15 protein-coding genes and 2 tRNA genes are annotated in these 25396 nt (G+C 72.9%); 10 read left to right on the plus strand and 7 right to left on the minus strand.

Annotated elements, in window-relative coordinates; all coding sequences use genetic code 11:
- Nucleotides 1–161: 161 nt before the first annotated feature.
- The 6 genes from ACFRU2_RS40615 (at nucleotide 162) to ACFRU2_RS40640 (ending at nucleotide 7880) form a co-directional block, all read left to right on the plus strand.
- Nucleotides 162–2324 carry a DEAD/DEAH box helicase gene (locus ACFRU2_RS40615; RefSeq protein ID WP_382981347.1) on the plus strand — a complete coding sequence of 721 codons (2163 nt, stop codon included), beginning with the start codon at nucleotides 162–164 and terminating at the stop codon, nucleotides 2322–2324.
- Between the two features lie 109 nt (nucleotides 2325–2433).
- Nucleotides 2434–4704: a hypothetical protein gene (locus ACFRU2_RS40620; protein ID WP_382981348.1), complete on the plus strand. Its 2271-nt coding sequence runs from the start codon at nucleotides 2434–2436 to the stop codon at nucleotides 4702–4704.
- A gap of 93 nt (nucleotides 4705–4797) precedes the next feature.
- Nucleotides 4798–4870 (plus strand) — tRNA-Lys (locus ACFRU2_RS40625).
- 236 nt (nucleotides 4871–5106) lie between these two features.
- Nucleotides 5107–5180 (plus strand) — tRNA-Met (locus ACFRU2_RS40630).
- A 192-nt stretch (nucleotides 5181–5372) separates the two neighbouring features.
- Complete coding sequence (locus ACFRU2_RS40635; RefSeq protein WP_382981349.1) at nucleotides 5373–6554, plus strand: PP2C family protein-serine/threonine phosphatase; 1182 nt, start codon at nucleotides 5373–5375, stop codon at nucleotides 6552–6554.
- 282 nt (nucleotides 6555–6836) lie between these two features.
- Complete coding sequence (locus tag ACFRU2_RS40640; protein WP_382981350.1) at nucleotides 6837–7880, plus strand: M23 family metallopeptidase; 1044 nt, start codon at nucleotides 6837–6839, stop codon at nucleotides 7878–7880.
- Here the strand turns inward: ACFRU2_RS40640 and ACFRU2_RS40645 are convergent.
- The 4 genes from ACFRU2_RS40645 to ACFRU2_RS40660 form a co-directional block, all read right to left on the minus strand.
- Nucleotides 7831–9177: a PrsW family intramembrane metalloprotease gene (locus tag ACFRU2_RS40645; protein ID WP_382981351.1), complete on the minus strand. Its 1347-nt coding sequence runs from the start codon at nucleotides 9175–9177 to the stop codon at nucleotides 7831–7833. The two genes, ACFRU2_RS40640 and ACFRU2_RS40645, sit on opposite strands and share 50 nt — an antisense overlap.
- 43 nt (nucleotides 9178–9220) lie before the next feature.
- Nucleotides 9221–10042, minus strand: a complete 822-nt coding sequence (gene trmB / locus ACFRU2_RS40650) for a tRNA (guanosine(46)-N7)-methyltransferase TrmB (protein ID WP_382981352.1) — start codon at nucleotides 10040–10042, stop codon at nucleotides 9221–9223.
- 223 nt (nucleotides 10043–10265) lie between these two features.
- Nucleotides 10266–11465 (minus strand): L-2-hydroxyglutarate oxidase, encoded by a 1200-nt coding sequence (gene lhgO, locus ACFRU2_RS40655; protein WP_382981360.1) that lies wholly within the window; start codon nucleotides 11463–11465, stop codon nucleotides 10266–10268.
- A gap of 81 nt (nucleotides 11466–11546) precedes the next feature.
- The gene (locus ACFRU2_RS40660; protein ID WP_382981353.1) at nucleotides 11547–13085 is read right to left on the minus strand and encodes a sporulation protein; all 1539 of its coding nucleotides are present in this window, start codon (nucleotides 13083–13085) and stop codon (nucleotides 11547–11549) included.
- A 705-nt stretch (nucleotides 13086–13790) separates the two neighbouring features.
- Between ACFRU2_RS40660 and ACFRU2_RS40665 the strand changes: the two genes are divergently transcribed.
- Nucleotides 13791–16115 carry an asparagine synthase-related protein gene (locus ACFRU2_RS40665; RefSeq protein WP_382981354.1) on the plus strand — a complete coding sequence of 775 codons (2325 nt, stop codon included), beginning with the start codon at nucleotides 13791–13793 and terminating at the stop codon, nucleotides 16113–16115.
- 36 nt (nucleotides 16116–16151) lie between these two features.
- On the opposite strand, the gene ACFRU2_RS40670 is transcribed toward ACFRU2_RS40665, so the two are convergent.
- Both ACFRU2_RS40670 and ACFRU2_RS40675 read right to left on the minus strand, forming a co-directional pair.
- A complete protein-coding gene (locus ACFRU2_RS40670; protein ID WP_382981355.1) occupies nucleotides 16152–18146 on the minus strand; it encodes a sigma-70 family RNA polymerase sigma factor in 1995 nt (664 codons plus the stop codon).
- Between the two features lie 268 nt (nucleotides 18147–18414).
- On the minus strand, nucleotides 18415–19215 hold the full coding sequence (locus ACFRU2_RS40675; RefSeq protein ID WP_375952955.1) for a TetR/AcrR family transcriptional regulator: 801 nt from the start codon (nucleotides 19213–19215) through the stop codon (nucleotides 18415–18417).
- A 345-nt stretch (nucleotides 19216–19560) separates the two neighbouring features.
- Here ACFRU2_RS40675 and ACFRU2_RS40680 point away from each other — a divergent pair, with 345 nt between their 5' ends.
- Together ACFRU2_RS40680 and ACFRU2_RS40685 are read left to right on the plus strand one after the other, a co-directional pair.
- Nucleotides 19561–20952 carry an NAD(P)/FAD-dependent oxidoreductase gene (locus ACFRU2_RS40680; RefSeq protein WP_382981356.1) on the plus strand — a complete coding sequence of 464 codons (1392 nt, stop codon included), beginning with the start codon at nucleotides 19561–19563 and terminating at the stop codon, nucleotides 20950–20952.
- 147 nt (nucleotides 20953–21099) lie between these two features.
- The gene (locus ACFRU2_RS40685) at nucleotides 21100–22968 is read left to right on the plus strand and encodes a SpoIIE family protein phosphatase (protein ID WP_382981357.1); all 1869 of its coding nucleotides are present in this window, start codon (nucleotides 21100–21102) and stop codon (nucleotides 22966–22968) included.
- Nucleotides 22969–23034: 66 nt separating this feature from the next.
- Here the strand turns inward: ACFRU2_RS40685 and ACFRU2_RS40690 are convergent, their stop codons facing one another.
- Nucleotides 23035–24321, minus strand: coding sequence for an MFS transporter (locus ACFRU2_RS40690; RefSeq protein WP_382981358.1), 1287 nt, complete (start codon nucleotides 24319–24321; stop codon nucleotides 23035–23037).
- Nucleotides 24322–24433: 112 nt separating this feature from the next.
- Here ACFRU2_RS40690 and ACFRU2_RS40695 point away from each other — a divergent pair, with 112 nt between their 5' ends.
- Nucleotides 24434–24970 carry a MarR family winged helix-turn-helix transcriptional regulator gene (locus tag ACFRU2_RS40695; protein ID WP_382981359.1) on the plus strand — a complete coding sequence of 179 codons (537 nt, stop codon included), beginning with the start codon at nucleotides 24434–24436 and terminating at the stop codon, nucleotides 24968–24970.
- Nucleotides 24971–25396 lie beyond the last annotated feature (426 nt).

A 25396-nucleotide genomic window follows, 5' to 3' on the forward strand; every position in this document is an offset into this window, starting at 1 on the left:
CGGCGCCGACTCCGAAGAGCGCCGCGTGGCGCGTACTCTCCCCAGCCGTGGCTGACCGCATTGAGGCGGTCGATTTGCGAATTCACGGAGTTTGGGCGCGTGCCGAGACTCCGGAAGGTTTCGCATTTCGCATGTCCATTTCCAGTTCTGACCGTTCCGTCATGCCCGAGAACGACTCCAACGAGATCGTCGACGCCGAGACCCTTGCGGTCACCGAGGCCATCGAGGCCGTAGTCGCCGACGAGATCATCGAGGCCCTCGAGGCCGACGTGGCGAACCACGAGTCCGACGACTCCTTCGAGGACTCCACCGAAGACTTCAACGACGCCGAGGCCGACGACGCCGACGCCGAGCCCACCCTGACCTTCGGCGACCTCGGTCTGCCGGACGGCATCGTGCGCAAGCTCGCGCAGAACGGCGTCACCGCGCCCTTCCCGATCCAGGCCGCGACCATCCCGGACGCCCTGGCCGGCAAGGACATCCTCGGCCGCGGCCGCACCGGCTCCGGCAAGACCCTCTCCTTCGGTCTGCCGACCCTGGCCCGCCTGGCCGGTGGCTTCACCGAGAAGAAGAAGCCCCGCGCGATCATCCTGACGCCGACGCGTGAGCTCGCGATGCAGGTCGCCGACGCTCTCCAGCCCTACGGCGACGTGCTCGGCCTCAAGATGAAGGTCGTCTGCGGCGGTACCTCCATGAGCAACCAGATCTTCGCTCTGGAGCGCGGTGTCGACGTCCTCGTCGCCACCCCGGGCCGTCTGCGCGACATCATCAACCGCGGCGCCTGCTCCCTGGCGAACGTCGAGGTCGCCGTCCTCGACGAGGCCGACCAGATGGCCGACCTGGGCTTCCTGCCCGAGGTCACCGAGCTGCTCGACCAGGTCCCGGCCGGCGGTCAGCGCATGCTCTTCTCCGCCACCATGGAGAACGAGATCGGCACCCTGGTCAAGCGCTACCTGACCAACCCCGTCACGCACGAGGTCGACAGCGCGCAGGGCAACGTCACGACCATGACGCACCACGTCCTCGTCGTGAAGCCGAAGGACAAGGCGCCGGTCACGGCCGCCATCGCCGCCCGCAAGGGCCGCACCATCATCTTCGTCCGCACCCAGCTGGGCGCCGACCGCATCGCCGAGCAGCTCATCGAGTCCGGCGTGAAGGCCGACGCGCTGCACGGCGGCATGACGCAGGGTGCCCGTACCCGCGTCCTCGCCGACTTCAAGGACGGCTACGTCAACGCGCTCGTCGCCACCGACGTCGCCGCCCGCGGCATCCACGTCGACGGCATCGACCTGGTCCTGAACGTGGACCCGGCCGGCGACCACAAGGACTACCTGCACCGCTCGGGCCGTACCGCCCGCGCCGGCAAGTCGGGCGTGGTCGTCTCCCTCGCCCTGCCGCACCAGCGCCGCCAGATCTTCCGCCTGATGGAGGACGCGGGCGTCGATGCCTCGCGCCACATCGTCCAGGGCGTCGGCGCCTTCGACCCCGAGGTCGCCGAGATCACCGGTGCCCGTTCGCTGACCCAGGTCCAGGCCGACTCCGCGAACAACGCCGCGAAGCAGGCCGAGCGCGAGGTCGCCGACCTCACCAAGCAGCTGGAGCGCCTGTCGCGCCGTGCCGTCGAGCTGCGCGAGGAGGCCGACCGCCTGGTCGCCCGCTCCGCGCGTGAGCGCGGCGAGGACCCGGAGGCCGCTGTCGCCGAGGTGGCCGAGGCCGCCGAGGCCGAGGTCGCGGCCGCCGTGGCCGAGCCGGTCGCGGAGGAGCGCCCCGCGTTCCAGAGCCGTGACGACCGTGGCAACTACGAGCGCCGTGACAACCGTCGCGACGACCGTGGCGGCGACCGTGGCGGCTTCCGCCGTGACGACCGCGGCGACCGCGGTGGCGACCGTGGTGGCTTCCGCTCCGGCGGCGACCGTCCGTCCGGTGGCTTCCGTCGCGATGACCGTCCGTCGGGCGGCTTCAACCGTGACGACCGCGGTGGCGACCGTGGTGGCTTCCGCTCCGGCGGCGACCGTCCGTCCGGTGGCTTCCGTTCCGGTGGCGACCGCCCCACCGGTGGTGGCTTCCGCTCCGGCGGCGACCGTCCCGCCGGTGGTGGCTTCCGTCGCGACGACCGCCCCTCGGGTGGCTTCAACCGTGACGACCGCGGTGGCGACCGTGGCGGCTTCCGCCGCGACGACCGTCCGTCCGGTGGCTTCCGCTCCGGTGGCGACCGTCCGGCCGGCGGCGGCTTCCGCTCCGGCGGCGACCGCCCGTCCGGCTCGACCGGCGGCTCCTCCTTCGGCCGCCGCGACGACAAGCCCCGCTGGAAGCGCAACGACTAATCGCAGCCGATGAGCTGACTGCCTGACAGGGCCCCCACGACACCCGTCGTGGGGGCCCTGCGGCGTTGTTGCTAGGCTCCGCAGACTTTGCACCGGGGGACGGCAACACATGAGACGAACACGCGCGCTTACCGCGCTCGCGCTGACCGTGGCCATGGCCGCGCTGGGCGCCGTACCGGCGACGGGGGCGGGGACGGCACCGCCGGGGGGCGAGGCGATTCTGGTGGCGCCCCCGAGCAATACGCCGGCGAGGTCGTCCGTCTACTCGGCCGGAACCGGCCTGCTGATGTACGACGCGCGTGTTGAGGGCGCTGTCTGGAGCAGCATGAAGGACGGCAGCGAGAAGGTGTGGAGAGGGTGCGACCAGAGCTTCTCGTGGGACTTCTCCGGCGACTCGCGCGCGTGTCAGGTCAATGAACGGACCGATACCGCCGACTGGGGCCCCCTGCTGATCCACGACTACGCGTCGGGCACGAACGAGACGGTGCCCGGCAAGGCGGGCAGGTCGTGGGTCGGCCCGTTCACGTCGACCCGGGTGCTCGCGACCGAGCCGCGCCCGGACGGGGGGCTGACGCTTCACCTGATCGGCCGGGAGACCGAGCCGCGCAAGGACGTCGTCGTCAAGACGACCGAGCAGGTGCATCCTTTGAGCGGCCCCACGGTCAGCTCCATGGTGTCGGACGACCAGGGTGCGGTGATCTGGTACCGGGACGGGGCGGGCTCTCAACGGATCGGGCTGGTCGACTACGCCACGGCGACCATGCGCCCGCTCCCGCTTCCCGAGGGAGTCAAAGGGCCGTGGGAGATGGACTGGCCTACGCTGAGCCCGACCCGGGTCCTCCTGTCGTCGTCCAAGGGCAGGGCGACCCTGCTCTCCAGAGCCGACCTCCGCAAGGTCCCGGCCTTCGCAGGGGCACGTGAGGGACACTTCCTGGGCGACTGGCTCATCCGGTGGGGCGAGGCCATCCCGCTCAAGGGGGGAGCGGTACGCACCCTGCTGCCCCCGACCGCGAGCAAGGGCGTCAAGGGTTCCGACGGCAATCTGTATGTGGTCGGCGGCTCCGATGCGGCCCACTGGGGCGTCCATCGGATCGCCCTCGATGCCCAGGGCATCCCCCGGGCCACGAAGGTCCGGGACATACCGCCGGGACCGGCGATCCGGTCCGGCCTCGCCTTCGCCCAGGGACACCTTGCCGTTCGCCAGGACAACGGCGACGGCAGGAGCCTCCTGGTCTTCAAGTCGTCCGTCTCAGGGCCTGTTTCGGTGTCCCGGAAGCCCGTCTGGACCTGTGACGAGGGCAGTACCCCGTCACCGGAGTGTTCCGGGCCGGGATGGGCGACCGGTGACGGGCGCATCGTGTCCTTCGCCACCAGCAACTACCCCCACAACCGCCTGTTCATACGGGACGTCCGCCCCGCAGGCACCGTCCGGGAGGTGCGCCTCGACGGCACCGAATGGGATGGTCACCGCATCGTGACCGCCTCGGGCCGCTACCTCCTCTTCGAAGCCTCCCGCGGCACCGCGAGGCGGCTCTACGTGGCCGACATCGACGCGGGCAAGCTCCTGCCCACTCCGGCGCCCAATACCGCCACCGCCCTGTGGGGTTCCATGCTGTGGCAGCCCGAGGGTGACAAGGGCGTCATCGCAGGGACGGACCTGCGCACCGGGAAGGTGACCCGCCGGGTGAACCTGGGTACGGGCTGCCGTCCACACCAGCTCCAGGCGACGGCCGAGTGGTTCTACTCGGCCTGCTCGGCAGCGGGTGCCTCCGCGTCCGGCTATCACGTGCCGACCAAGAAGCGGGTCGCGCTGCCCGACGCCACGACGGACATCGCCGTGCAGCTCGGAGACGGGTTCGTCGTGCGCGACTACGGCGAGATCTACAACCTGCGTTCCGGCAAGGCCGTACGGGAGTTCGCCCCCGCGGAGCGGGTGTACGGCGACATGTACACCGTCGACCGCTTCGGCGGAGACTTCGCCTACATCGGCCCGGACCAGGCCGTCCACATCGTCGGCGTCACCGGCAAGGCCTCCGCCCTGACCGCGATCGACCGGAACATCCCGGCCTCCGGCGCCTGGTCCGCGCTGTCACCGAACCGCTGGGCGCCGCAGGTGTGGCTGTCGAAGCCGGCTGCCTCCTGGACGATGGCCGTGACGAACAAGGCCACCGGCAAGGTGGTCCGCACCCTCACCGGCGGCGAAGTGCGCGGACTGCTGCAGCCCATGAAGGACGGCCGGGAGACCTCCGGCGGGTTCAACCTGCCCGACGGGGCGTACACCTGGGCGCTCAAGGTGAAGCCGGCCGACGGGCAGGGCGCCGAACTCGCGCTCTCCGGCCCGCTCACCGTGACCGGCGGCTCGGTGCTCGGCGGTCCGTGACCTCGGGCCCGCACCGACATCCCCGGGCCGGACAGCCGATTTACGATCGGCTGTCCGGCGCTCTGCGGCTATGCTCTGGGGTGAGCACGCCGAGGGCCATTAGCTCAATTGGCAGAGCAGCGGACTTTTAATCCGTTGGTTGTCGGTTCGAGTCCGACATGGCCTACAGCTCACAGCGCCCCACCCGGTCCGCCGGGTGGGGCGTTTTCGTGTGCTGAGGGAGAGTCAGAGGGGCTCGGAGGCGGAGTCGGGGAGTGCCGACCGGGCCGGATCCGAGGGGGCAGAGCGCCGACGGGCGGCCGGTTTTGGGGCTCTGACCTGCGGTTATGGGTCATACCTCGGTGGTGCGGACGTTAATTGGCGGGGGGCTCCCCCCGGATGGCGTAGAGTTGTGTTTACCGACGCGGGGTGGAGCAGCTCGGTAGCTCGCTGGGCTCATAACCCAGAGGTCGTAGGTTCAAATCCTGCCCCCGCTACTCAGTACGAAGGCCCGGTCCCCTTTGGGGGGCCGGGCCTTCGTCGTATCCGTGTGTTCATGCATCCGTGGATCCGTGGATCCACGGGCGGGCGTGCGGGCCGTCACTCGAACGGTCGCGCCCGGGTCGCCTTACGGGCCCTCCTGCCCCCAGCCTTGGGGGGCGAGGCGGACCGGGCGGCAGGAGAGCAGCGTGGTGGGGCTGGGCCGGCAGGGCAGGGGCGAACGCGTCTTCGGCGCGGTCGCGGGCAGCGCCGTGGTCCGCCGGATCGTCAAGTTGCTCCCGTGCACCCTGATCGTCCTCGGCTTCCTCTTCGACGTGCTGACCCCGCCCAGCTTCACCGGCTCCCCCTTCTTCTCCGCCGCCCCGCTCATCGCGGCCCCGCTGTTCACGCTCCGGGCCACCGTCCTCACGGGGATCCTGGCCACCTTCGCCGTGGTCGTGCTGCACATCTACAACGGCACCAGCTTCAAGGTGGAGGCCGTGACCGAGCTGGTCACCGTCCTGACCGTCTCCGGGCTGGCCACGCTGATCAACATCGTCGTGCGGCGCGGCACCGAGCAGCTCGCCTCCGCGCGCGGGATCGCCGAGGCGGCCCAGCGCGCCGTCCTGCCGATTCCCGCCGAGCGGATCGCGGGCCTCCAGGTCGCCGCCTCGTACGAGGCCGCGCAGGCGGACGCGTTCATCGGCGGCGACCTCTACGCCGTCCAGGACACCCCGTACGGGGTGCGCCTCGCGGTGGGCGACGTACGGGGGAAGGGGCTCGGGGCGGTCGAGGCGGTGGCCGTGGTCCTCGGGGCGTTCCGGGAGGCGGCCGAGGACGAGCCCACCCTGGAGGGTGTGGCGCGGCGGCTGGAGCGGGCGCTCTCCCGGGAGGGGAACCGGCGCGACAGCCTGGACGCGGTGGAGGGTTTCACCACGTGCGTGCTCGGCGAGATCCCGTCGGGCGCGGGCCTGCTCCGGCTCGTCAACCGCGGCCACCCCGAACCGCTGCTCCTGTACGCGAACGGCGGCCTCGCGGAGCTGCCCCCCTTCGAGCCGGCGCTGCCGCTGGGCATGGGGGAGCTGGGCGGCTGGCCGGACCGGGTGCAGGAGTGGCCCTTCCCGGAGGGTGCGACGCTGCTCCTGTACACGGACGGGCTGACCGAGGCCCGCGACGGGGCGGGGGCCTTCTACGATCCGGCGGCCCGGCTGCGCGGGCGGGTCTTCCCCGGACCCGACGAGCTGCTGAGCGCGCTCGCCACCGATGTGCGCCGGCACACGGGCGGGGCGGCCACGGACGACATGGCCCTGCTGGCGGTGGCCAGACCGGGGGCGGGGCAGCCGAACCGGCGGCGGACGGTGCGGGTGGTCCCGAAGGGGGACGGAGCGTGACCGAAGAGGCGCGCTCGGCAAGCAAACTGACGGGCCGTCAATGTGAAGATGTGGCGTAAGAGGCGAGGGGGAGGGTTGAATTTTGCCCGAGTTGACCCCCGAGTGTGGCGATAAGTCCTGGCCAGGGCTGTGCAGGCGGTGGCTGATTGTCATTAACGATCAATCGCAACTGCTTGGAATCACTCCCCTTTCTCTATTACCGTTCGATAACGCAGAGCGGTCGTCCCAGCCGTCGCAAGAGACGGCACCGTGCGCGTGCTCGCCCATGAGGAGTGTGCCCCGGTGGCCTCCAACTCGCCTGCCCCTGAAGGCATCGACGTCCAGGAGCAGCCCACCGCCGGTGCCTGGGGCGAGTGGAACCCCACCGAGGACTCGGCCCGCCCGCCCCGCGGCAAGCACCGCGTGCTCAAGCAGCGCGGGGGACTGGCCCGTTCCTCCACCGTCCTCGGCGTCGGCGTGATCGCCGCGGTCGGCGCGGGAGGCATCGCCACCGCGCAGGACCGGCCCCAGGTCGCCATATCCCTGCCCTCGCTCCCGGCCCTGCCCGACCTCCCGGAGGCCCTGGGCGGCGCGGACCAGTCCGATGGGGGCGCCGGCTCCGCGCGGACCGCCGAGCCGGTCCGGTCGGGGATCATCCCGCAGCAGGCCGACCGCCGCTCCGACGCGGGCGAGCTGCTGCGCAGCCGCATCCTCCAGCAGGCCGAGTCCCAGCACGAGGCGGCCGCGGCCCAGGAGCGGGCCGAAGCCGAGCGGGTGGCGCAGGAGGCCGCGGCCCAGCAGGCCCGCGATGCGCAGGCGGCCAAGGAAGCGGCCGAGAAGGCGGCGGCGGAGGCGGCCGAGAAGGCCGCCGCCGAGGAAGCGCGCCGGGCTCAGGAGGCGAAGGAGGCCGCCGAGGCCAAGGCGAAGGCGGAGAGCGCCGCCCGCACGGCCGGAGCCTTCTTCCTGCCCACCTCGGCCTACACCCTCACCTCGCACTACGGCGACTCCGGTTCGATGTGGTCCTCCGGCCACCACACCGGCCTCGACTTCGCCGCTCCGACCGGCACCCCCGTCAAGGCGGTCGGCTCCGGGAAGATCATTTCGGCCGGCTGGTCCGGGGCGTACGGCTACCGCATCGTGCTGGAACTCCCCGACGGCACCGAGGTCTGGTACTGCCACCTGTCCTCGATGTCGGTGACCGGCGGCTCCGTCGCCGGGGGCGACACCATCGGCCGGGTCGGCGCGACCGGCAACGTCACCGGCCCCCACCTCCACCTCGAAGTCCGCAAGGGCGGCGTCACGGTGGACCCGCTGTCATGGCTGACGGCACGGGGCCTGAACGTCTAGGACCCGGTACGAGGCCCAGCGCGGGCCCGCTGAACGGCCGGTCGAGCCGCCCGTCCGGCGAGCCGAGCGGACCGGTCGGGCCCAGGGGGTCGAAGCAGGGCGGGAGGAGCTCCTCCAGCACCGCGGCCCGGGACAGCGCCGGGCCCGCCGTCGCGCGGCGCAGCCACAGCCGGCGCAGCAGCTCCCGCTCCCGCCCCGCGAAGTCCGGCTCCCGGTCCGGGCCGCCGCTGCGCGCCCGGTGACGTAGCAGAGCCAGCGCCGCGGCATCGGCCTCGTACAGGGCGACCGCCCGTCCGGCGGGCCGGCCCCCGGTGCTCCGGGCCAGCGCGCGGGCCAGGGAGCGCGCGGGCATCGACACCAGCGCGGGCACCTCGGCCGGGCCCAGCCAGCCGGCGGCCGCGTACACGGCGAGCTCCCCCGCGACGGCCCGCAGTCGGCGGCGCCGTATCCACACGGCCAGCCAGACCAGCAGCCCGAACACCGGGACCATCACGCAGCCGTAGACCACGTAGAACCCGGACTCGCCCAGCTCCGAGGAGCTGTTCCACAGCGCGTGCAGCCCCATGGCCGAGGCGAGGCCGAGCAGCGGCAGGCCGATCCTGCGCGTCCGGCGCACGGCGAGCGCGGCGGCGCCGAAACCGAGGCCGGTGGCCACGGTGAACAGCGGATGGGCGAAGGGGGACATGATGCCCCGGACGAAGAACGTCGCCGCCGTCACGGAGTTCAGCACCCCAGTGCCGTTCTCGACGTCCTCGTCGAAGGCGTTGCCGAGGTAGAGGATGTTCTCGGTGAAGGCGAAGCCGGTGGCGGTGAAACCGGCCATCACGAAACCGTCGGAGGGACCGCTGAACCGGCGTCTCCCGAACAGGAACACCAGCAACAGGGCGGCCGCCTTGGCGCTCTCCTCGACCACCGGGGCGATCGCCACCGAGCCGAGCTGGTCGCCGTAGGAAGGATCCGCGGTGGCCGCGGCTATCCACTGGGTCGCAAAACTGTTGGCCAGTATGGCGATCAGCGCCGCGGCGCACGCTCCCCAGCCGAAGCAGAACGCCACCTGCGCCCACGGGTGGGGCGCGGCCCGCCCGACCCAGCGGAACGCCGCCACGAGCGGTGCCACCGGCAGCAGGGCCAGGCCCAGACCGACGAAGAACCCGGGCGTACCGGTCTGTTCGCGTACGAGTTCCAGGATCGCGATGCCACAGACGCCGAGCAGCACGACGAGTGCGTACGTGCGCACGGCGCCGGCGGTACGCGGCACGCGGTGCAGCAGCCTGGGCGGCCGGGTCGCTCGGGGCACGTGATGACTCTACCGAGCGGACCCGACACGCGGAGTGATGTCCTCAGTTCTGGGCGTTACCCGTGCGCCGGAACAGCAGATCGTGTACGACGTGTCCCTTGTCGAGGCCCTGCCCCTCGAAGCGGGTGAGCGGCCGGAAGTCGGGGCGCGGTGCGTAACCGCCGTCGGCCTGGGTGTTCTCGAACTCCGGCTGGGCCGTCAGCACTTCGAGCATCTGCTCGGCGTACGGCTCCCAGTCGGTCGCGCAGTGCAGGATCGCCCCGGGCGCCATGCGGGTGGCGGCCAGCGCGAGGAACTCGGGCTGGATCAGGCGCCGCTTGTGGTGGCGGGCCTTGGGCCAGGGGTCCGGGAAGTACACGCGGAGCCCGGCGAGGGAGTCCGGGGGCAGCATCTCGCGGAGCAGGATGATGGCGTCCCCGTTCGCGACGCGGACGTTGGTCATCCCGCCGCGCTCGGCGAGGGCGAGGAGGTTGCCCTGGCCGGGGGTGTGCACGTCGGCGGCCAGGATCCCGGTGCCCGGGTCGGCGGCGGCCATCTGCGCGGTGGCCTCGCCCATGCCGAAGCCGATCTCCAGGACGACGGGGAGCCCGTCGAACATCTTCTTGAGATCGATCACCTCGTGCCCGGTGATGTCGAGCCCCCAGGTCCCCCAGAGCCGCTTCAGGGCCTCGCCCTGCCCGGTGGTCACCCGGCTGCGACGGGGCTGGAAGCTCCGGATCCGCCGCTCGTGGTGCGAACCCGCCGGATCGGGCGCGGGCCCGTCGGGGAACCGCGGCTCGGTACGCCACTTCGGGGGCACGTAGGTGGAGGTCGCCTCCGGCGCGGGCTCGGCGGCGGGATTCTGGGGACTCAGAGACTCAGACACAATCCCCGGATCCTACTTCTTTCCAGCCGTCCGGCGTTTGAGGACCGGGGTCTGGGGCGGAGCCCCAGGAGGGGTCCGGGCGCAGCCCGGGGAACGGGCGAAGGGCGGGTAGGGGACTCCGCCCCGCGCAGCGGCACACCCGCAGCCACGCTCCGGGGCAGGGGCCGGTCCCGCGCAGCGGCGATCGGGCCACGACCACGACCTGGAGCCAAGCCCCGCAGGGCTACGCGCTGCGCAGGGACTTGAGCGCCCGCCCGGCAATCTCCCGCCCGATCGGCAGCGAAGCGGTGGCCGCGGGCGAAGGCGCATTCAGCACGTGCACCGTCCGCTCCCCCTCCCGGATCAGGAAGTCGTCCACCAGCGCCCCGTCCCGCAGCACGGCCTGCGCCCGCACCCCCGCCGCCGCGGGCACCAGATCCTCCGCACGCACCGCCGGCAGCAGTCTCCGTACCGCCTCGACGAACGCCGCCTTCGACAGCGACCGCCGCACCTCACCCGCTCCGTACCGCCAGTGCCGCGCGGCCATCCGCCAGGATCCCGGCCAGGCCAGCTCGTCCGCGAGGTCCCGCGGCCGGACCACGCCCCAGCCGTACCCCTCGCGCGCCAGCGCCGGCACCGCGTTCGGCCCGACGTGGACCCCGCCGCCGATGCCCCGGGTCAGGTGGACGCCGAGGAAGGGGAACGCCGGGTCCGGCACCGGATAGACCAGCCCGCGCACCAGATCGGGCCGGGCCAGGTCGTAGTACTCGCCCCGGAAGGGCAGGATCCGCATCTGCGGGTCGTCCCCGGCCAGCCGCGCGATCCGGTCGCACTGCAGTCCGGCGCAGTTCACCAGCACCCGCGCGCGCACCACCACGCCACTGCTCGTCCGCACCGCCACGCCCGACGCCCGGCGCGAGATCAGATCCACGGCCCCGCCGTAGACGATCTCCGCCCCCGAGGACTCCGCGAGCTGCTGCGCGACCCGCCCGTAGTCCACGATCCCGGTGGTTCCCACGTGGATCGCCGCGAGCCCGCGCACTTCGGGCTCGTACTCCGAGATCTGCGTCGGCCCCAGCTCCCGCACCGGGATGCCGTTCTCCCGGCCCCGCTGCACGAGTGCGTGCAGCCGCGGCAGCTCGTCCCGCTCGGTGGCGACGATGAGCTTGCCCGTCACCTCGTGCGGGATGCCGTGCTCCGTGCAGAACTTGACCATCTCGGCCGCGCCCCGCACCGCGAAGCGCGCCTTGAGGGAGCCCGGCTTGTAGTAGATCCCGCTGTGGATCACGCCGCTGTTGCGGCCCGTCTGGTGCCGGGCGGGGCCGTCCTCCTTCTCCAGGACGACCACCCGGGTCCCCGGAGCGAGCCCCGCGAGGGCATGCGCCGTCGACAGGCCGACGATTCCGCCGCCGATCACCAGCACATCGCAGTCCAGTCTGCCCATGCCGCCCACGCCGCCGCCCACACTGACACCTCCCACCCCTGCATAGTGCACCCCACCACTGACAACGGGGCCACGCGGGGCCTATGCCGGGGTTACCAGCAGAGGCCTGGCCCGCTCGCGCAGTTCGGCGACGCGCGGTTCGTCCCCGTACGGTTCCAGCCGGTGCAGGAGGTCCCGTACGTACTCCGTCGTCCGGGCCGACGAGATCCGCCCCGCGACCTCCACCGCCCGGGTCCCCGCCGCGCACGCCGCGTCGAGGTTCCCGGACTCCAGCTCGGCCACCGCGCTCACGACGAGCCGCAGCCCGTGTGATCGTACGTACTCCTCCGTCGGCCGGGACAGTGCCTGTTCCGTGAAACGCCTTACCTGGCGCGGGAGTTTGAGATCGCGGTAGCACTCGGCCGCGTCCGCCGCGAAGCGGTCGTACGAGTAGAAACCCAGCCAGGTCGGATCGGCGTCGCCGTCCCGGGCCCGTTCCAGCCAGCCCTCGGAGGCCCGCAGCGCGGCCCCGGCGGCGGCCGAATCGCCCGCCTTCGCGTGCGCCCGGGCCTCGACGAGGCGGAAGAAGCTCATCGTCCGCGCGGTGGCCAGGCCCCGGTTGCGCTCGACGGCGGCCTGCGCGAGGTCCACGCCCTCGTCCGGGAAGTCCCGGTAGGTGGCCTGCAGGGACATCGACGCCAGCACGTACCCGCCGAGCGGTACGTCGGCGGCGGCGCGGGCCAGGCGCAGCGCCTGGATGTAGTACCGCTGGGCCGCTTCCTGCTGGCCGGTGTCGAAGGCCATCCAGCCGGCCAGCCGGGTCAGTTCGGCGGTGGCGCCGAAGAGCGCGCGGCCCACCTCGTCGGTGTAGGAGCCGAGCAGCAGCGGCGCCGCGTCCACCCGCAGGCATTCGGGGACCATCGAGGAACGCCAGTCGCCGCCCCCGTACTTGGAGTCCCAGCGGCGGGCGTCCTCGGCGGCCTCGCGCAGCTTGGTCACATCGCTGTGGCCCACGCGCTGCGGGCTCCCGGCGTCGGGTGCGGCCGGAGCGGGCGGCGGTGGCGTTTCGCGCGGAGGCTGGGCGGGCACACCCCCGACGTGGGCGCCGGGCGGTGCCGGAAGGCCTTCCGGCGGGGCCGCGCCCGGTACCGGTTCGCGGCCCGCCGGTTCGCGCGCCACCGAGCTGTCGGCGGGAGATATCAGCCACCGCGAGGCCGGCGTCGCGTATGCCGACACGGAGAAGGAACCGGCGAGCGACTGCCAGATCCCGCCTCCGCCGCGCCGGCCGGCGAGGTCGAGACGGTAGAGGTCGGTGGCCGAGCGCACGGCCGCCCCGACGTCGCGCGGGAAGGCCAGCCCCACCTCGGGTGCCGGATCCGCGTCCGCGAGGCCGATCTCGTGCAGGGGCACGGGCCGGCCGAGCTTCGCGCCGATGGCGGCCGCGATCAGGTGCGGGGCGGCGCCCTGCGGCACCATCCCCTTGGACACCCACCGGGCCACCGAGGTCTTGTCGTAGCGGAGGGTCAGACCGCGCTGAGCGCCGAGGTCGTTGACCCGCCGGGCCAGCCCGGCGTTGCTGATGCCCGCGAGGGCGAGGACGGCGCCGAGCTTCTCATTGGGCTCGCGGAGCTCCCTGGACATGCGCCACCCCTCGTCACACGCGGAACGCATACATCGCCAACGCATCCGGGGCATAGGCGCCCGGCATTTCGTAAACCCAGCGTAGTTCCCCGCCTCCCAAGCGTTAAGGCCCCCTGTTCCGTATGGCGGGATTGTTGTCCGTATGCACAGTCGGGCCGGGGTCCGGGGGCGGGGCGCACGTGTCGGCGCGTGCTCCACCCGTGTGGCCGTGCGCCCGGCCGTGCGCTCTGGCCGCTGTGGGGGCCCGGCGATTCGATGTGCGGTGCGTGGGTCGGGCCGCCGCGTGGACCGGGCGGACCGGGGGATGCCGCTGCCTCAATCCCCGCGGGTGGCGGAACGGTCCGGGGGGTGGATCCCGCCCCCCGGGCCGCGCTCCGCCGGGCGGGCCCGGGCGGCGGACCCGCGGGGGCTGCGCGCAGGGCTCCTCGGCGGGCTCCGCGCGGGACTCCGGGCAGGGCTCCGCGCAGTGCTCTCAGTACGGCCGAAGAATGGCCGAAACCGACCTATGGGGCGGTCGGAACGGAACGCCAAATACCGCATGGCCGGGGCGTGTTCGTTTATACGTGCGCCCCCCTTACCCACTCCCGCACGCCTGTCTCGTGGCAGCATGGACCCCGAGCCACCCGGGGTCCCTCCGGCCGCGCGCTGAGCGCCGGCCGCGCGGTTCGCACCCCGGTCAGGTGCCCACGGGCTGGGGAGGCGGCGGTGCGCTGGTTGGTGGGTTGGAGCAGTATCGCCGCGAGCTTCGGCACGGCCGGACGGGTCGCGGGGCACGGCGCTGCGCACGCCTCCGACCAGGGCACATACGGCGCGGGCTACGGATCCGGCTCGGGCTACGGCTCGGCCTCGGGCTCCGGGAACGGCTACGGCCACGGCTCAGGGAACGGCTACGGCTCCGCCCCGGGCCCCGACGGATGGGGCGACGGCCCGGTCCGCGGCGGGCTCGCCGACGCCGGCCACCCCGACGAACCGGGCGCCGCCGAGGCCGACCGCACCGTCGTCCCCGTCGGAGCCCAGCTCCTCTGGGGCGACCCCGACCCCCTCTGGGCCGTCGGGGACTGGCGCCCGGACGAGATCCGCACCCTCACCGCCGATCCCGCGGACCCCTTCACCCGCCTCGCCGTCCTCGGCTGCTGCGGAGCCAGCGACGAGGAACTGCGCCGCGCGCTCTACGCCGCCCGCGGCGGCGCCCTGCGCCACCTCACCCAGTGGCCCGGCAGCTACACCGCCGTCGTGCAGGCCGGCCGCCGCATCACGGTCGTCGGCGACCTGGCCGGCGCCCGGCCCGTCTTCTACACGCCCTGGGCGAGCGGGACCGCGTACGCCACCGCCGCCCTCCCGCTCGCCGACCTGATCGAGGCGCAGCTCGACATCGGCCATCTCGCCGCCCTGCTGGCCTGCCCCGACAGCCCGGAGGCGCTGGGCGACGGCACACCGTACGTCGGCGTACGCCGGATCCCGCCCGGGCACGCGCTGATCCTGCGCGAGGGCTCGCGGGAGATCACCGGCTACGAGCCGGTGGCCTCCCTCGCGGTGGCCGCCCCCGCGGCCGATCCCGCGCTCGCGGTGGAGGGCGTACGGGAAGCTTTGGTCGACGCGGTGCGCGCCCGGCTCACGGCTCCGCGGCATGCTCCCGAGACGGTGCCCTACGACCCCGGGCCCGTGCCCGGAATGGGCCCGGCCGACCGCCGGGCCGCACGCGGCGCCCCCGCGCCCGTCCCCGGAGTCGGCGCCGACCTCTCCGGAGGCAGCGCCTCCGCGACCCTCGCCCTGCTCGCCGCCGGCCTCCCCGGAGCACCGGGCGCCCTCCGCGGCCGCACCGGGGAACGCCTCCTCGCCGTCACCTTCAACGACCTGGCCACCCCCCAGGGCCGCGAACCCGAACTGGAACGCGCCCACGCCATCGCGTCCGACCCGCGTCTGCACCACGTGGTCGTGGCCGCCGCCGAGGAAGCCCTCCCGTACGCCGACCTCGACGGGCCGCTGACCGACGAACCGGGCCCCTCCCTCGTCTTCGCCGCCCGCGAGCGGCGCCGCCTCGCGGCCGGCTCGGCGGACCACTTCACCGGCCACGGAGCCCGCCAGGTCCTCGACGCCCACCCCGCCCGGCTCGCCGACCTGCTGCTCGACCGGCGCCGGCGCCACCTGCTGCGCCCCACCCTGGCCCTCGCCCGCTCCTCCCCGTCGGAGGGCGACTCCCCGCTCGGGCCCCTCCTCCCCTTCCTGGTCCCGCTCACCGTCTACGCGGCGGCCCGCCGCCTGGCCCGTACGCCGTACCGCGCCGGCATGGAGGCGGCGGCGGCCCGCCTGCGCGACGGGGTCCCGGCCGCGGGTCCCTGCTCCCCGGTGGACGCCTCGCTCGCGGCCCTGACCTGGTCCCGGCCGGGCCCGGCGGCGGCCTGGCTGACGGGCGAGGCACTGGCCGAGGTATCGATCCGCCTCACCGCAGCCGCGGGGCGCCCTCCCCTCTCGCTGCGCCCCGGGGAGGCCCGGGCCCGCGCGGTCCTGGCCCGGCACGCCGCCGACCACCGGGTCTTCGAGCAGGCCGTGGAGGTCCGCAGCCAGCGGCTGCACGCCCCGTTCCTGGACAACCAGGTCGTACGGGCCGCCCGGGCCCTGCCCGAATCCCTGCGCGTCCAACCCGGCGCCCGGGCGGCGGTCCTGCGCGGGGTCCTGTCCTCCGCCGGGGTCCGGGACCTCCCCCCGGGGTGGGGCGCGACGGCCCACGCCCCGAACGAATCGGCGACCCGCCTGGGACTGCGCGCGGCCCTCCCGGACCTGCTGACCCTCTTCACGTCACCGCTGCTGGCGGACGCGGGCCTGATCGAAGCCCGGGTCGTCCGCCAGGCCCTGCTGGACGCGGCGGACGGCCGCCCGGTCCCGCTCGACGGCATCGCCGAACTCGTCTCGATGGAACTGTGGCTGGGCCGCCTCCTGGCCCGCCGGGGCACCTGCTGGACGGGCACCTCCACCCCCCGCCGCAGGGCCGTCCCCACCGGAGTCCCCCTCCGCCGCCCGGCCCTGTCCTGAAGCCCTAGGCCGTACGGGCCTTCGCGGCCGCCGCGCTCAGCGGCAGCTGATGACGGAGTCGGCCCAGCTCGCCAGCGTCGGCAGGCGGCCGCCCCCGGCGCGCTCCACGACCAGGCGCAGCGTCTTGTGCCCGGAGAGGGAGACGGACACGCTCGCCGCCGGGTCCTCGTAGCCCAGGGCCCGGGACTGCCACAGCCGCTGCCCGTCCGCGTACACGGAGAAGCGGACCGTGCCGTTCGTGAGCAGCGACATGCCGTCCACACCGGCCCGCGCCGAGAAGCTGACGCAGCTCCGGTTGAGGGTGATCTCCACGGAGGAGCGGGAGTTGACGGTGATCCCGTGCGAGAAGCGCTGTCCGCCGATCATCGGCGCCCAGCGCTGCCACACCCAGCTGCTCCGCCAGGTCTCGATCTCGGGGTTGTCGTGGTCCCCGTAGGCGGAATGGCCCAGGGAGGAGAGCCGGAACCCCTGCGGTGCCTGCGGCGGCTTGGGAGGCGTCGGCCTGGGGGGCGGTACCGGACTCGGCGTGGGGCTCGGCTTCGGACTCGGGACCCGGCTCGGGCTCGGCGCGGGCGAGGACCGCTCGGGGCTCCGCGAAGGCTCCGGCACGGCCGGTGCGGGGGCCGGCGGCGGCGCGGGCGACTGCTTCTTCGGGGGCGGTACGGATCCCCGCGCCTGCGAAGGCTGCGCCCGCGACGGGCCGGGCTCCGGCACGGCGGGAGCCGGACTCCGCGGCACCGGCACGGCCACGCCCGGAGCGGGGTTCGCGCGCACGGCCGGAGCGGTGTCGTCACCGGCCAGCGCGAACACCACGCCGGCGGCCGCGGCCACCACGACCCCGGCGGCGATGGCCGCCTTGGCCGGCAACCCCAGCCCCTCCGAAGCCATGGCTCCGCCGACGCCGCCGGCCCCGCTTCCACCGGCGGCCCCACCCGCGGCCCCGGCCCCGGCAGCTCCGGCCCCCGCAGCCCCGGCTCCGGCCCCCGCCCCGGCCGTCGACCCGCCCACGGCTGCGGCAGCGGCCCCGGCGCCACCCGCGGCGACGGCACCGCCGGCCACCACTCCGGCCGCCTTGGCCGCGTACCCGGCGGCGAACCACCCGATGACGGCGACCGGCAGCAGCGCGGGAATACCCGCGTTGACGTCCTTGAGCTCGCCCGCGGCGAGCCGGCACCGGGCGCACTCCTCGAGGTGCTTGCGCAGTCCCCGCTCGGCCCGCATCCGCAAGCCCCCGCGGGCATACGCCCCCAGCCGGTCGGCGTACCGGGCGCAGTCCCCGCCGGAACTCAGCGCGGTGCTCACATGGGCCTGGAGGTAGGCCTGCTTGAGTCCCTCGCGGGCCCGGCTGGCCAGGACCGCGGTGGCGTTCGCGCTCAGCCCGAAGAGCGGGGCGATCGCACTCGGCGAGGCCTCCTCGACGGTGGTGTGCCACAGCACGGCCTGCCACCGCTCGGGCAGGCTCCGGAAGGCCTGCATCGCGAGGGTCTGCTCGGCCTCGTGCATGGCCCGTACATCCGCGCCGAGTTCGAGGGTGTCGTCCCCGGCTCGAACGGGCAGCCCGACCGAGCTGTCGCCGGAACCGGCGGCCTGCTCCGCGAACAGCGCGAAGTCCTCGACCAGATGCTCGCGCTTCGCCGTTTTCGCCCAGGCTGCGGCGACCCGGCGCACGGTGGTCAGCAGGTAGGCGCGCACCGACTGGTCCGGACCCGCCCCGCCCCGTACGGCCTGGAGCGTCCGCGCGAACACTTCGGCGGTCAGATCGTCGGCGGTGTGCCCGTCACGGCAGCAGGTACGGGCATAGCGGCGCACGGCATCGGAGTGGCGCCGGAACAGTTCCTCGTAGGCCCCGTCGTCGCCTCCGCGCATCCGCGCGATCAGGTCCCCGTCGGAAGGCGGAAGTTCCCCGCTCGCCCCGGCGGCGTGCCGGCCACCCGGTTCGCGCTGCGCCGGGACCTGTCGTGCGGGCAGGCTGCCCGCGTCGACCTCGCCACCGGCGCCACCGTGTGGCTCTTCCCGCCCGTCAACGCTCATCGCGGAGACCCTCGCACGACACACTCAACCGGTACACCGATCCAGCGTGTCACACGGCGGACACGCGCCGAACCCGTCTCCACACCTTCCACTCATCCGGGCAAGCCCCGACGAATCGCCGTACGGATCCTCACCCGTTCGAGCGAGAGCCCCCGGAAAGGAGCCGGTTGACGCCCGGCCGAGCCACCCGGTCCGCGAACCTCACGTCCCGGGCGCCCCGGCCGAACGAACCGAATCAAACCGAACCGATCCGAACCGTCCCCCGGAGTTACGCCGTCCGGGACCGCAGCCCTTCGAGCAGGATGTCGAGCAGCCGGGCGGAAGCCGCCGCCTGCTGCGCCGCATCGGGCAGCGCCGGCGCGGCCGTGGCGATCACCAGCAGCACGTCGGCCACCGTGACATCGGCACGCAGCGCACCGGCCTCACGGGCCCGGTCGACGAGGCGGCCGACGACCTCGAGCAGCTCGCCCGCGCCCGCGTCCTCGGAGGGCTCGTCCTCCAGGCCGGTCCGCGCAGCGCCGACGACCCGCAGGTCGGGCGCCCCGCCGACCGCGACGGCCTGACGCTGGTGCGGAACCCGCGCGGCCTCCTCGTCCACCCCGTCGGCCCCGTCCTCGCCGGGTCCGCCGACCCGCAGCACCTGCGGAGGCAGCAGCCGCCCGGCGCCCGAGGCCACGGAGGTGCGCAGGAAGCACGACAGGGCCTGCCAGGGCTCCTCCTCCTGGCCGAGAGCCGTGCGGGCCTGCTCGGTCAGTCGCGAGGTCTCCTCCTCGGCTATCCGCCGGACGAGGACGTCCTTGCTGGGAAAACGCCGGTACACGGTGCCGACACCGACCCGTGCGCGCCGTGCGACGTCCTCCATCGGAGCCCCGTAGCCGAGCTCGCCGAAGACCTCGCGGGCCGCGCGAAGTACGTGTTCGAGATTGCGCTGTGCGTCGACGCGCAGCGGCGTGGAGCGACCCACGCCGTGTGTGGTGGCGCCGCCGGCCATCAGCCGCCCGTGGCTGTCGGTCGCCGAAGCGGCCGACGACAGAGCGGTGGCAGAAGCATGGAAATCGGAAATGTGCATATGTATCCCCCGGTAATCATTTGTCTCCCCCCGGAGACACTCCCCGCCTTCATGTCGAGGGGGGCCACGGTCATGAGGGCCCTGGTCCTACTCCTCGACGAGTTACGAACATAGTTGAGCCAGAGTCAATTCAGAAGAGGCAGCCCCGGACGGACCACCGCCCGATCGGAGCATTCACCCTCAATTTTCCGTTCGAAGCCCCCGGAATCACTCATTCCGTACCGCCTGACCTGCGCACCTTCCACTCCACCCGCACCCCCTGACAACCTCGCCCCGCCGTCCCCTCCGGTCACACAATTTGTCGGGCCTGTGGACAAACTCCCGGCCACGTTGCGTCATGGGACGGTGAAGGCTGCTAACTCCCGGGGCACGGCCCCCGGTACCCCGCCCCGTACGCGGATCCTCATCGTCGGCGGCGGCTACGTAGGCATGTACACGGCACTCAGGCTCCAGCGAAAGCTGAGAACCGACGAGGCCGAGGTCACGGTGGTCTCTCCCGAGCCCTACATGACGTACCAGCCCTTCCTCCCCGAAGCGGCCGCCGGCTCCATTTCCCCGCGCCACGTCGTGGTCCCGCTGCGCCGCGTCCTGCCGAAATGCCGCATCGTCATCGGCGAGGCCCGGCACATCGACCACGCCGCCCGGACCGCGACCGTCACCACCCTCGCCACCGACGAGGAGGGCGAAGGCCCCGTGGAGATCGAGTACGACGAACTGGTCCTGGCCCCCGGCTCCGTCTCCCGCACGCTCCCCATTCCGGGACTCGCCGAATACGCCATCGGATTCAAGACCGTGGAAGAGGCCATCGGCCTGCGCAATCACGTCATCGAGCAGATGGACATCGCCTCCTCCACCCGCGATCCCGCCCTGCGCGACGCCGCCCTCACCTTCGTCTTCGTCGGCGGCGGCTACGCCGGCGTCGAGGCGCTCGGCGAGCTGGAGGACATGGCCCGCTACGCCGCCCGCTACTACCACAACGTCAAGCCCGAGGACATGAAGTGGGTGCTGGTCGAGGCCAGCGACCGGATCCTCCCCGAGGTCGGCCCCGAAATGGGCACGTACACGATCCGCGAACTGCGCCGCCGCGGCATCGACCTGCGCCTGGAGACCCGGCTCGAGTCCTGCGAGAACCGGGTCGCCGTCCTCAGCGACGGCGCCCGCTTCCCCACCCGCACCGTCGTATGGACCGCCGGCGTCAAACCGCACCCGATCCTCGCCGCCAGCGACCTGCCCAAGACCGAGCGCGGCCGCCTCGCCTGCACCTCCTTCCTCACCGTCGAAGGCGTCGAGCACGCCTGGGCCGCCGGGGACGCCGCCTCCGTCCCCGACATCACCGCCCCGGAGAAGGGCGTCGCCTGCGCCCCCAACGCCCAGCACGCCGTCCGCCAGGCCAAGGTCCTCGCCGACAACCTCGTCTCGTCCCTGCGCGGCGGACTGCTCACCGAGTACGCCCACAAATACGTGGGTTCCGTGGCCTCCCTCGGACTCCACAAGGGCGTCGCCCACATCTACGGCCGCAAGCTCAAGGGCTACCCGGCCTGGCTCATGCACCGCGCCTACCACCTCAGCCGCGTCCCGACCCTGAACCGCAAGACGCGCGTGCTCGCCGAGTGGACGCTCTCCGGGCTCTTCAAACGCGAGATCGTCTCGCTGGGATCCCTCGAACACCCCAGAGCAGAATTCGAACTCGCGGCGGGCGGAGGCCCCAAGGACCCTCCGAAGAAGACCGAAGACTGATGCTGTCAGTCCCGTCGGCCACACTGGACGTGTGACCATAGGTGGGCTCACACCTGCACAGAGTGACATCAGCGTGACATCCGAGTGCCACCCGATTGCCACCGAGTGACACAGCGACCACGAGCGACACCACGAGGCTTGAAAGCAGTGAACTTCACGCGCTGGAGCGCCCGGTTTCCCGGAACGCAGCGCCGCGCCGCGGCCCGGTCCGAACACGCAGCCGCCCAGGCCAAACGGGGCGAGGGCTCGGTCCCGGCCGCCCGCGGCGCGGTCGGCCACCCCGCGGCCGGCCCGGACGGCTGCCCCGCCGACCCCACGGTCCGCGGCACCGGTTCCACCCCCGGTACCGGTTCCGCCGCAGCCGTCGCGGACGGTACGGGAATCCCCGCACCCTCCCTCGACGAGCTCTCCGTACGCGACGTCCTCGACCGCCTCCCGGCCCTCGTCGCCCTCGTGCACGGCCCCGAGCACCGCGTCGCCTACGTCAACGACGCCTACACCGCCGGCTTCGGCGCCCGCGCCCCCGGCGCCCCCGCGCACCTGGCCCTCCCCGAGCTCGGCGAGCTCGGCCTGCTCCCGCTCCTCGACCAGGTCCAGCGCAGCGGCAAGCCCCGTACCGCCAAGAACCGCACCGCGCCCGGCGGCACCAGCTCGTACACGGTCACCTGCACCCCGATCGAGTTCCCCAAGACCAAGGCCGACGCCGACGGGTCCACCGCCCACGCGCACGCCGACGCCGGCAGCGGCACGGGCTCCGGCTCCAGCTCCGGCTCCGCCTCGGGATCGGGCAGCGAGAACGAACCGGAAGCCCATACCGGCACCGGCGTCCTGATCCACCTCGCCGACGTCACCGACCACGCCGAGGCCGTCGAGCGGCTGCGCGCCAGCGAGCGCCGCCAGCGCGAAGCCGCCGTCACCCTCCAGCGCTCCCTCCTCCCCCAGGAGCTCGAACAGCCCGACGACCTGCGCGTCGCCGCCACCTACCAGCCCGGCGGCACCGAAGCCGCCGTCGGCGGGGACTGGTACGACGTCATCACCCTCGGCGCCGGCCGCACGGCCCTCGTCATCGGCGACGTCATGGGCCGGGGCGTCCGCGCCGCCGCCGTCATGGGCCAGCTCCGCACCGCCGTCCGCGCGTACGCCCGCCTCGACCTGCCCCCGCACGAGGTCCTGCAGCTCCTCGACGGCCTCGCCGCCGAGATCGACGCCAGCCAGATCGCCACCTGCGTCTACGCCGTCCACGACCCCAACGAGGGCCTCCTCGCGTACGCCTCCGCCGGCCACCTCCCGATCCTCGTCCGCGACGAGGACGGCACGGTCCGCCGCGCCGCCGACCCCACCGGCCCGCCGCTCGGCACCGGCGGCTGGCTGCACACCTCGGGCACCATCGCGCTGGGCCCCGGCTCCACCGCCGTCCTCTACACCGACGGCCTGGTCGAGCGCCGCGGCGAGGACATCGACGAAGGCGTCGCCGCCCTGGAACGCGCCCTCTCCGGCGCCCAGGGCACTCCCGCCGTCATCTGCGACCGCCTGATGCGCGCCCTCGGGGTCGACGCCGATCACGACGACGACGTGGCCGTGATGGTCCTCCAGCAGCCCGCCCGCACCGGCGCGGATGCCGAGCTCTTCCACAACGCGGCCCTGGAACTCCTCGGCGGCATCGAGGCCGCTCCGCGCGCCCGCGCCTTCGCCCAGGGAGTCCTGGCCTCCTGGCGCTTCCCGGTGGAGCTCTGCGACCTGGGCGTCCTCGCGGCCAGCGAACTCGTCGCGAACTCCCTCCAGCACGGCACCCCGCCCATGCGCCTGCGCCTGCGCCGCACCGACCGCCGACTGATCATCGAAGTCACCGACGGGGACGACCACCTCCCGCGCCGCCGCCGCGCCGAACCGGCCGACGAGACCGGCCGCGGCATCTCCATCGTGGCCACCATCGCCTCGGCCTGGGGCTCCCGCCGCACCCCGGGCGGCGGCAAGGCCGTCTGGTGCGAGTTCGCCCTCCCCGACAGGGCCCCGTAGCCGAACACGCAGAAGGCCCCGGTCCACCGACCGGGGCCTTCGTCGTCCCACCTGCTCACCATCTCCCTACGCGGCCACGGGCTCGGCTTCCTTCACCCGCTTCACCACGACGGTGCTCCCGGCCAGCGACGGGTTGTCCTGCACCGGCGTCAGCTGCTTGCCGAGCCGCAGCGCCAGCCCGGCGATGCCGAGCGAGACCAGGACGAAGATCCCGATGTAGAGCATCGGCACGCCCGCGGCCAGCGGCACACCGAGCGGCCCGAGCGCCAGAGCCAGCTGCTTGACCAGCGCGAAGGCCGAGTTGTACTGGCCCACGGACCCCTCGGGCGCCAGGTCGGCCACCAGCGGCGCGAGCGTCGGCGACAGCATGGCCTCCCCGATGCCGAAGAGGGCGTACGTGGTCACGAACGCGGCGGCGGCCACGACGGCGCTGCCGTGCCCCAGCCCGGAGAAGGCGGCGATGATCCACGCCACGGTCCAGAGCAGACCGACGAGCGCGATCACCCGGGACCGGCGGTGGTTCTCCACCAGCCGCAGCACGACGAACTGGGCGAGCACGATGGCACCGGTGTTGGCGGCGAGCGCGAACCCGAGCGTGGAGGGGGAGATCCCGGCGGCCTCGGTACCGAAGGCGGCGAGACCCGACTCGAACTGCCCGTAGCAAGCGAAGAACAGAACGAACCCGAGAACGCAGAACTGCACCATCGCCTTGTGCTCCAGCAGCCGCTTCCAGCCGCCGCCCGCCTGGGCCGCGTCCTTGGCCAGCGCGGTGCTGATGGCCGGCACCTGCGGCATCCGCACGGTGGCGATGACCCCGGCCAGCACCAGGAACATCACGGCCTCGATGCCGAAGAGCAGCGTGAAGCTGCCCGGACGGCTCTCGTCGACGATGAGCCCGCCGATCAGACCGCCGATGCCCAGACCCAGGTTCTGCATGAAGAACTGGAGGGCGAAGGCACGGGTCCGGGTGGAGGGGGTGGAGCAGCGCACGATCATCGTGGCCAGCGCGGGCTGCATGACGGCCTGGCCGGCACCCAGCGCGAGCGCGGACAGCAGGATCGCGACCACGCCGGTGGAGAGCCCGAGCGACAGCGCGCCGAACGAGGCGACGACCGCCGCGCCGATGACGACGGGGACCGGACCGCGCCGGTCGATCACCCGCCCGGTGAAGGGGAGCGCGAGAAGCGCACCGAGGGCGAACGCCATGAACGTCCCCGTCGCCCACATGGGGTCCAGTTCTCGCACCTTCGCCGCGTAGACGTAGAGGAACGGAACCGTGAAGCCGATACCGAACGCGGTCAACGCGTTCCCGGCCTGGATCCTCCGCATCGCAGCGCCCATCACCTTGGTCACTTCTCACCACCTTGATTGCTGAAGCTTGAAGACTTCATACCTAAAGTTCGATGCTTAACACTACACACCGAAGGAGTTAGATGCCAACGAGCCCCGTGCCATACTTCGGACCATGGGTGACACCCCCGACGGCACTGCGCCCGTCCACGAGCCGAGCCTCGACGAACAGATCGCCGTCTATCAGCGCGAGTTCCAGGACCTCGACCCCCAGGTCGAGAAGGTCGTCTCGGCCCTCAGCCGCCTGAACCGCCGCATGAACGTCGCGTACGGCCGCCAGACGGCGGCCCTGGGCATCAGCAACGCGGAGTGGGAGGTCCTCAAGGCCCTCGTCCTCTCCGGAGCCCCGTACCGGATGGGGCCGAGCGAGCTCGCGAAGCAGCTGGGTCTCACGCCGGCGGCGATGACCCACCGGATCGACCGCATGACGGCGGAAGGACTGGTCACGCGCGAGCGGGACGAGAACAACCGCGTCCGCGTGATCGTGGAGCTCACCGCGGAAGGCCGCAGCAAGTGGCTGGACGCGATGCGCGCGGCGACGGTCTTCGAGGAGGACCTGCTCCAGGACCTCTCCACGGCGGAGCGGGGCGTACTGGGCGACATGCTCACCCGCCTCCTGACCCGCGTAGAGGACCTCCAGTCCCCGAACTGACCGCACTGACCGCCCAGCGACCCGGCCCAGCTGCTCGGGTTGACACGGACTCCGCGGATCCGTAAGGTTCTTCGAGTTGTCCCTGAGCCGAAAGGTTTCTGAGACAACGAATCCCGCCGCCTCGTTGCGGCACCCAACTCAGCAAGATCTCCCACTGGGAACGCATTCGGCATGCCCGAATTCATTCCTGAAGGTCGATTATGAATCGCCCGGGAAATCCACTAGAGTTCGGGAGTCGGAAGGGCCCAACAGCCCGGAAGGCAAAACCCGCTGACTGGGAGTCAGGCCCGAAAGAGTCTGATAGAGTCGGAGACACAAGAACGAAGGAAGCGCCCGGAGGAAAGCCCGAGAGGGTGAGTACAAAGGAAGCGTCCGTTCCTTGAGAACTCAACAGCGTGCCAAAAATCAACGCCAAAAAGTTGATAC

Origin of the sequence: Streptomyces sp. NPDC056883 (genome assembly GCF_042788835.1) — a bacterium.
Taxonomy (GTDB): Bacteria; Actinomycetota; Actinomycetes; order Streptomycetales; family Streptomycetaceae; genus Streptomyces; species Streptomyces stoeckheimensis.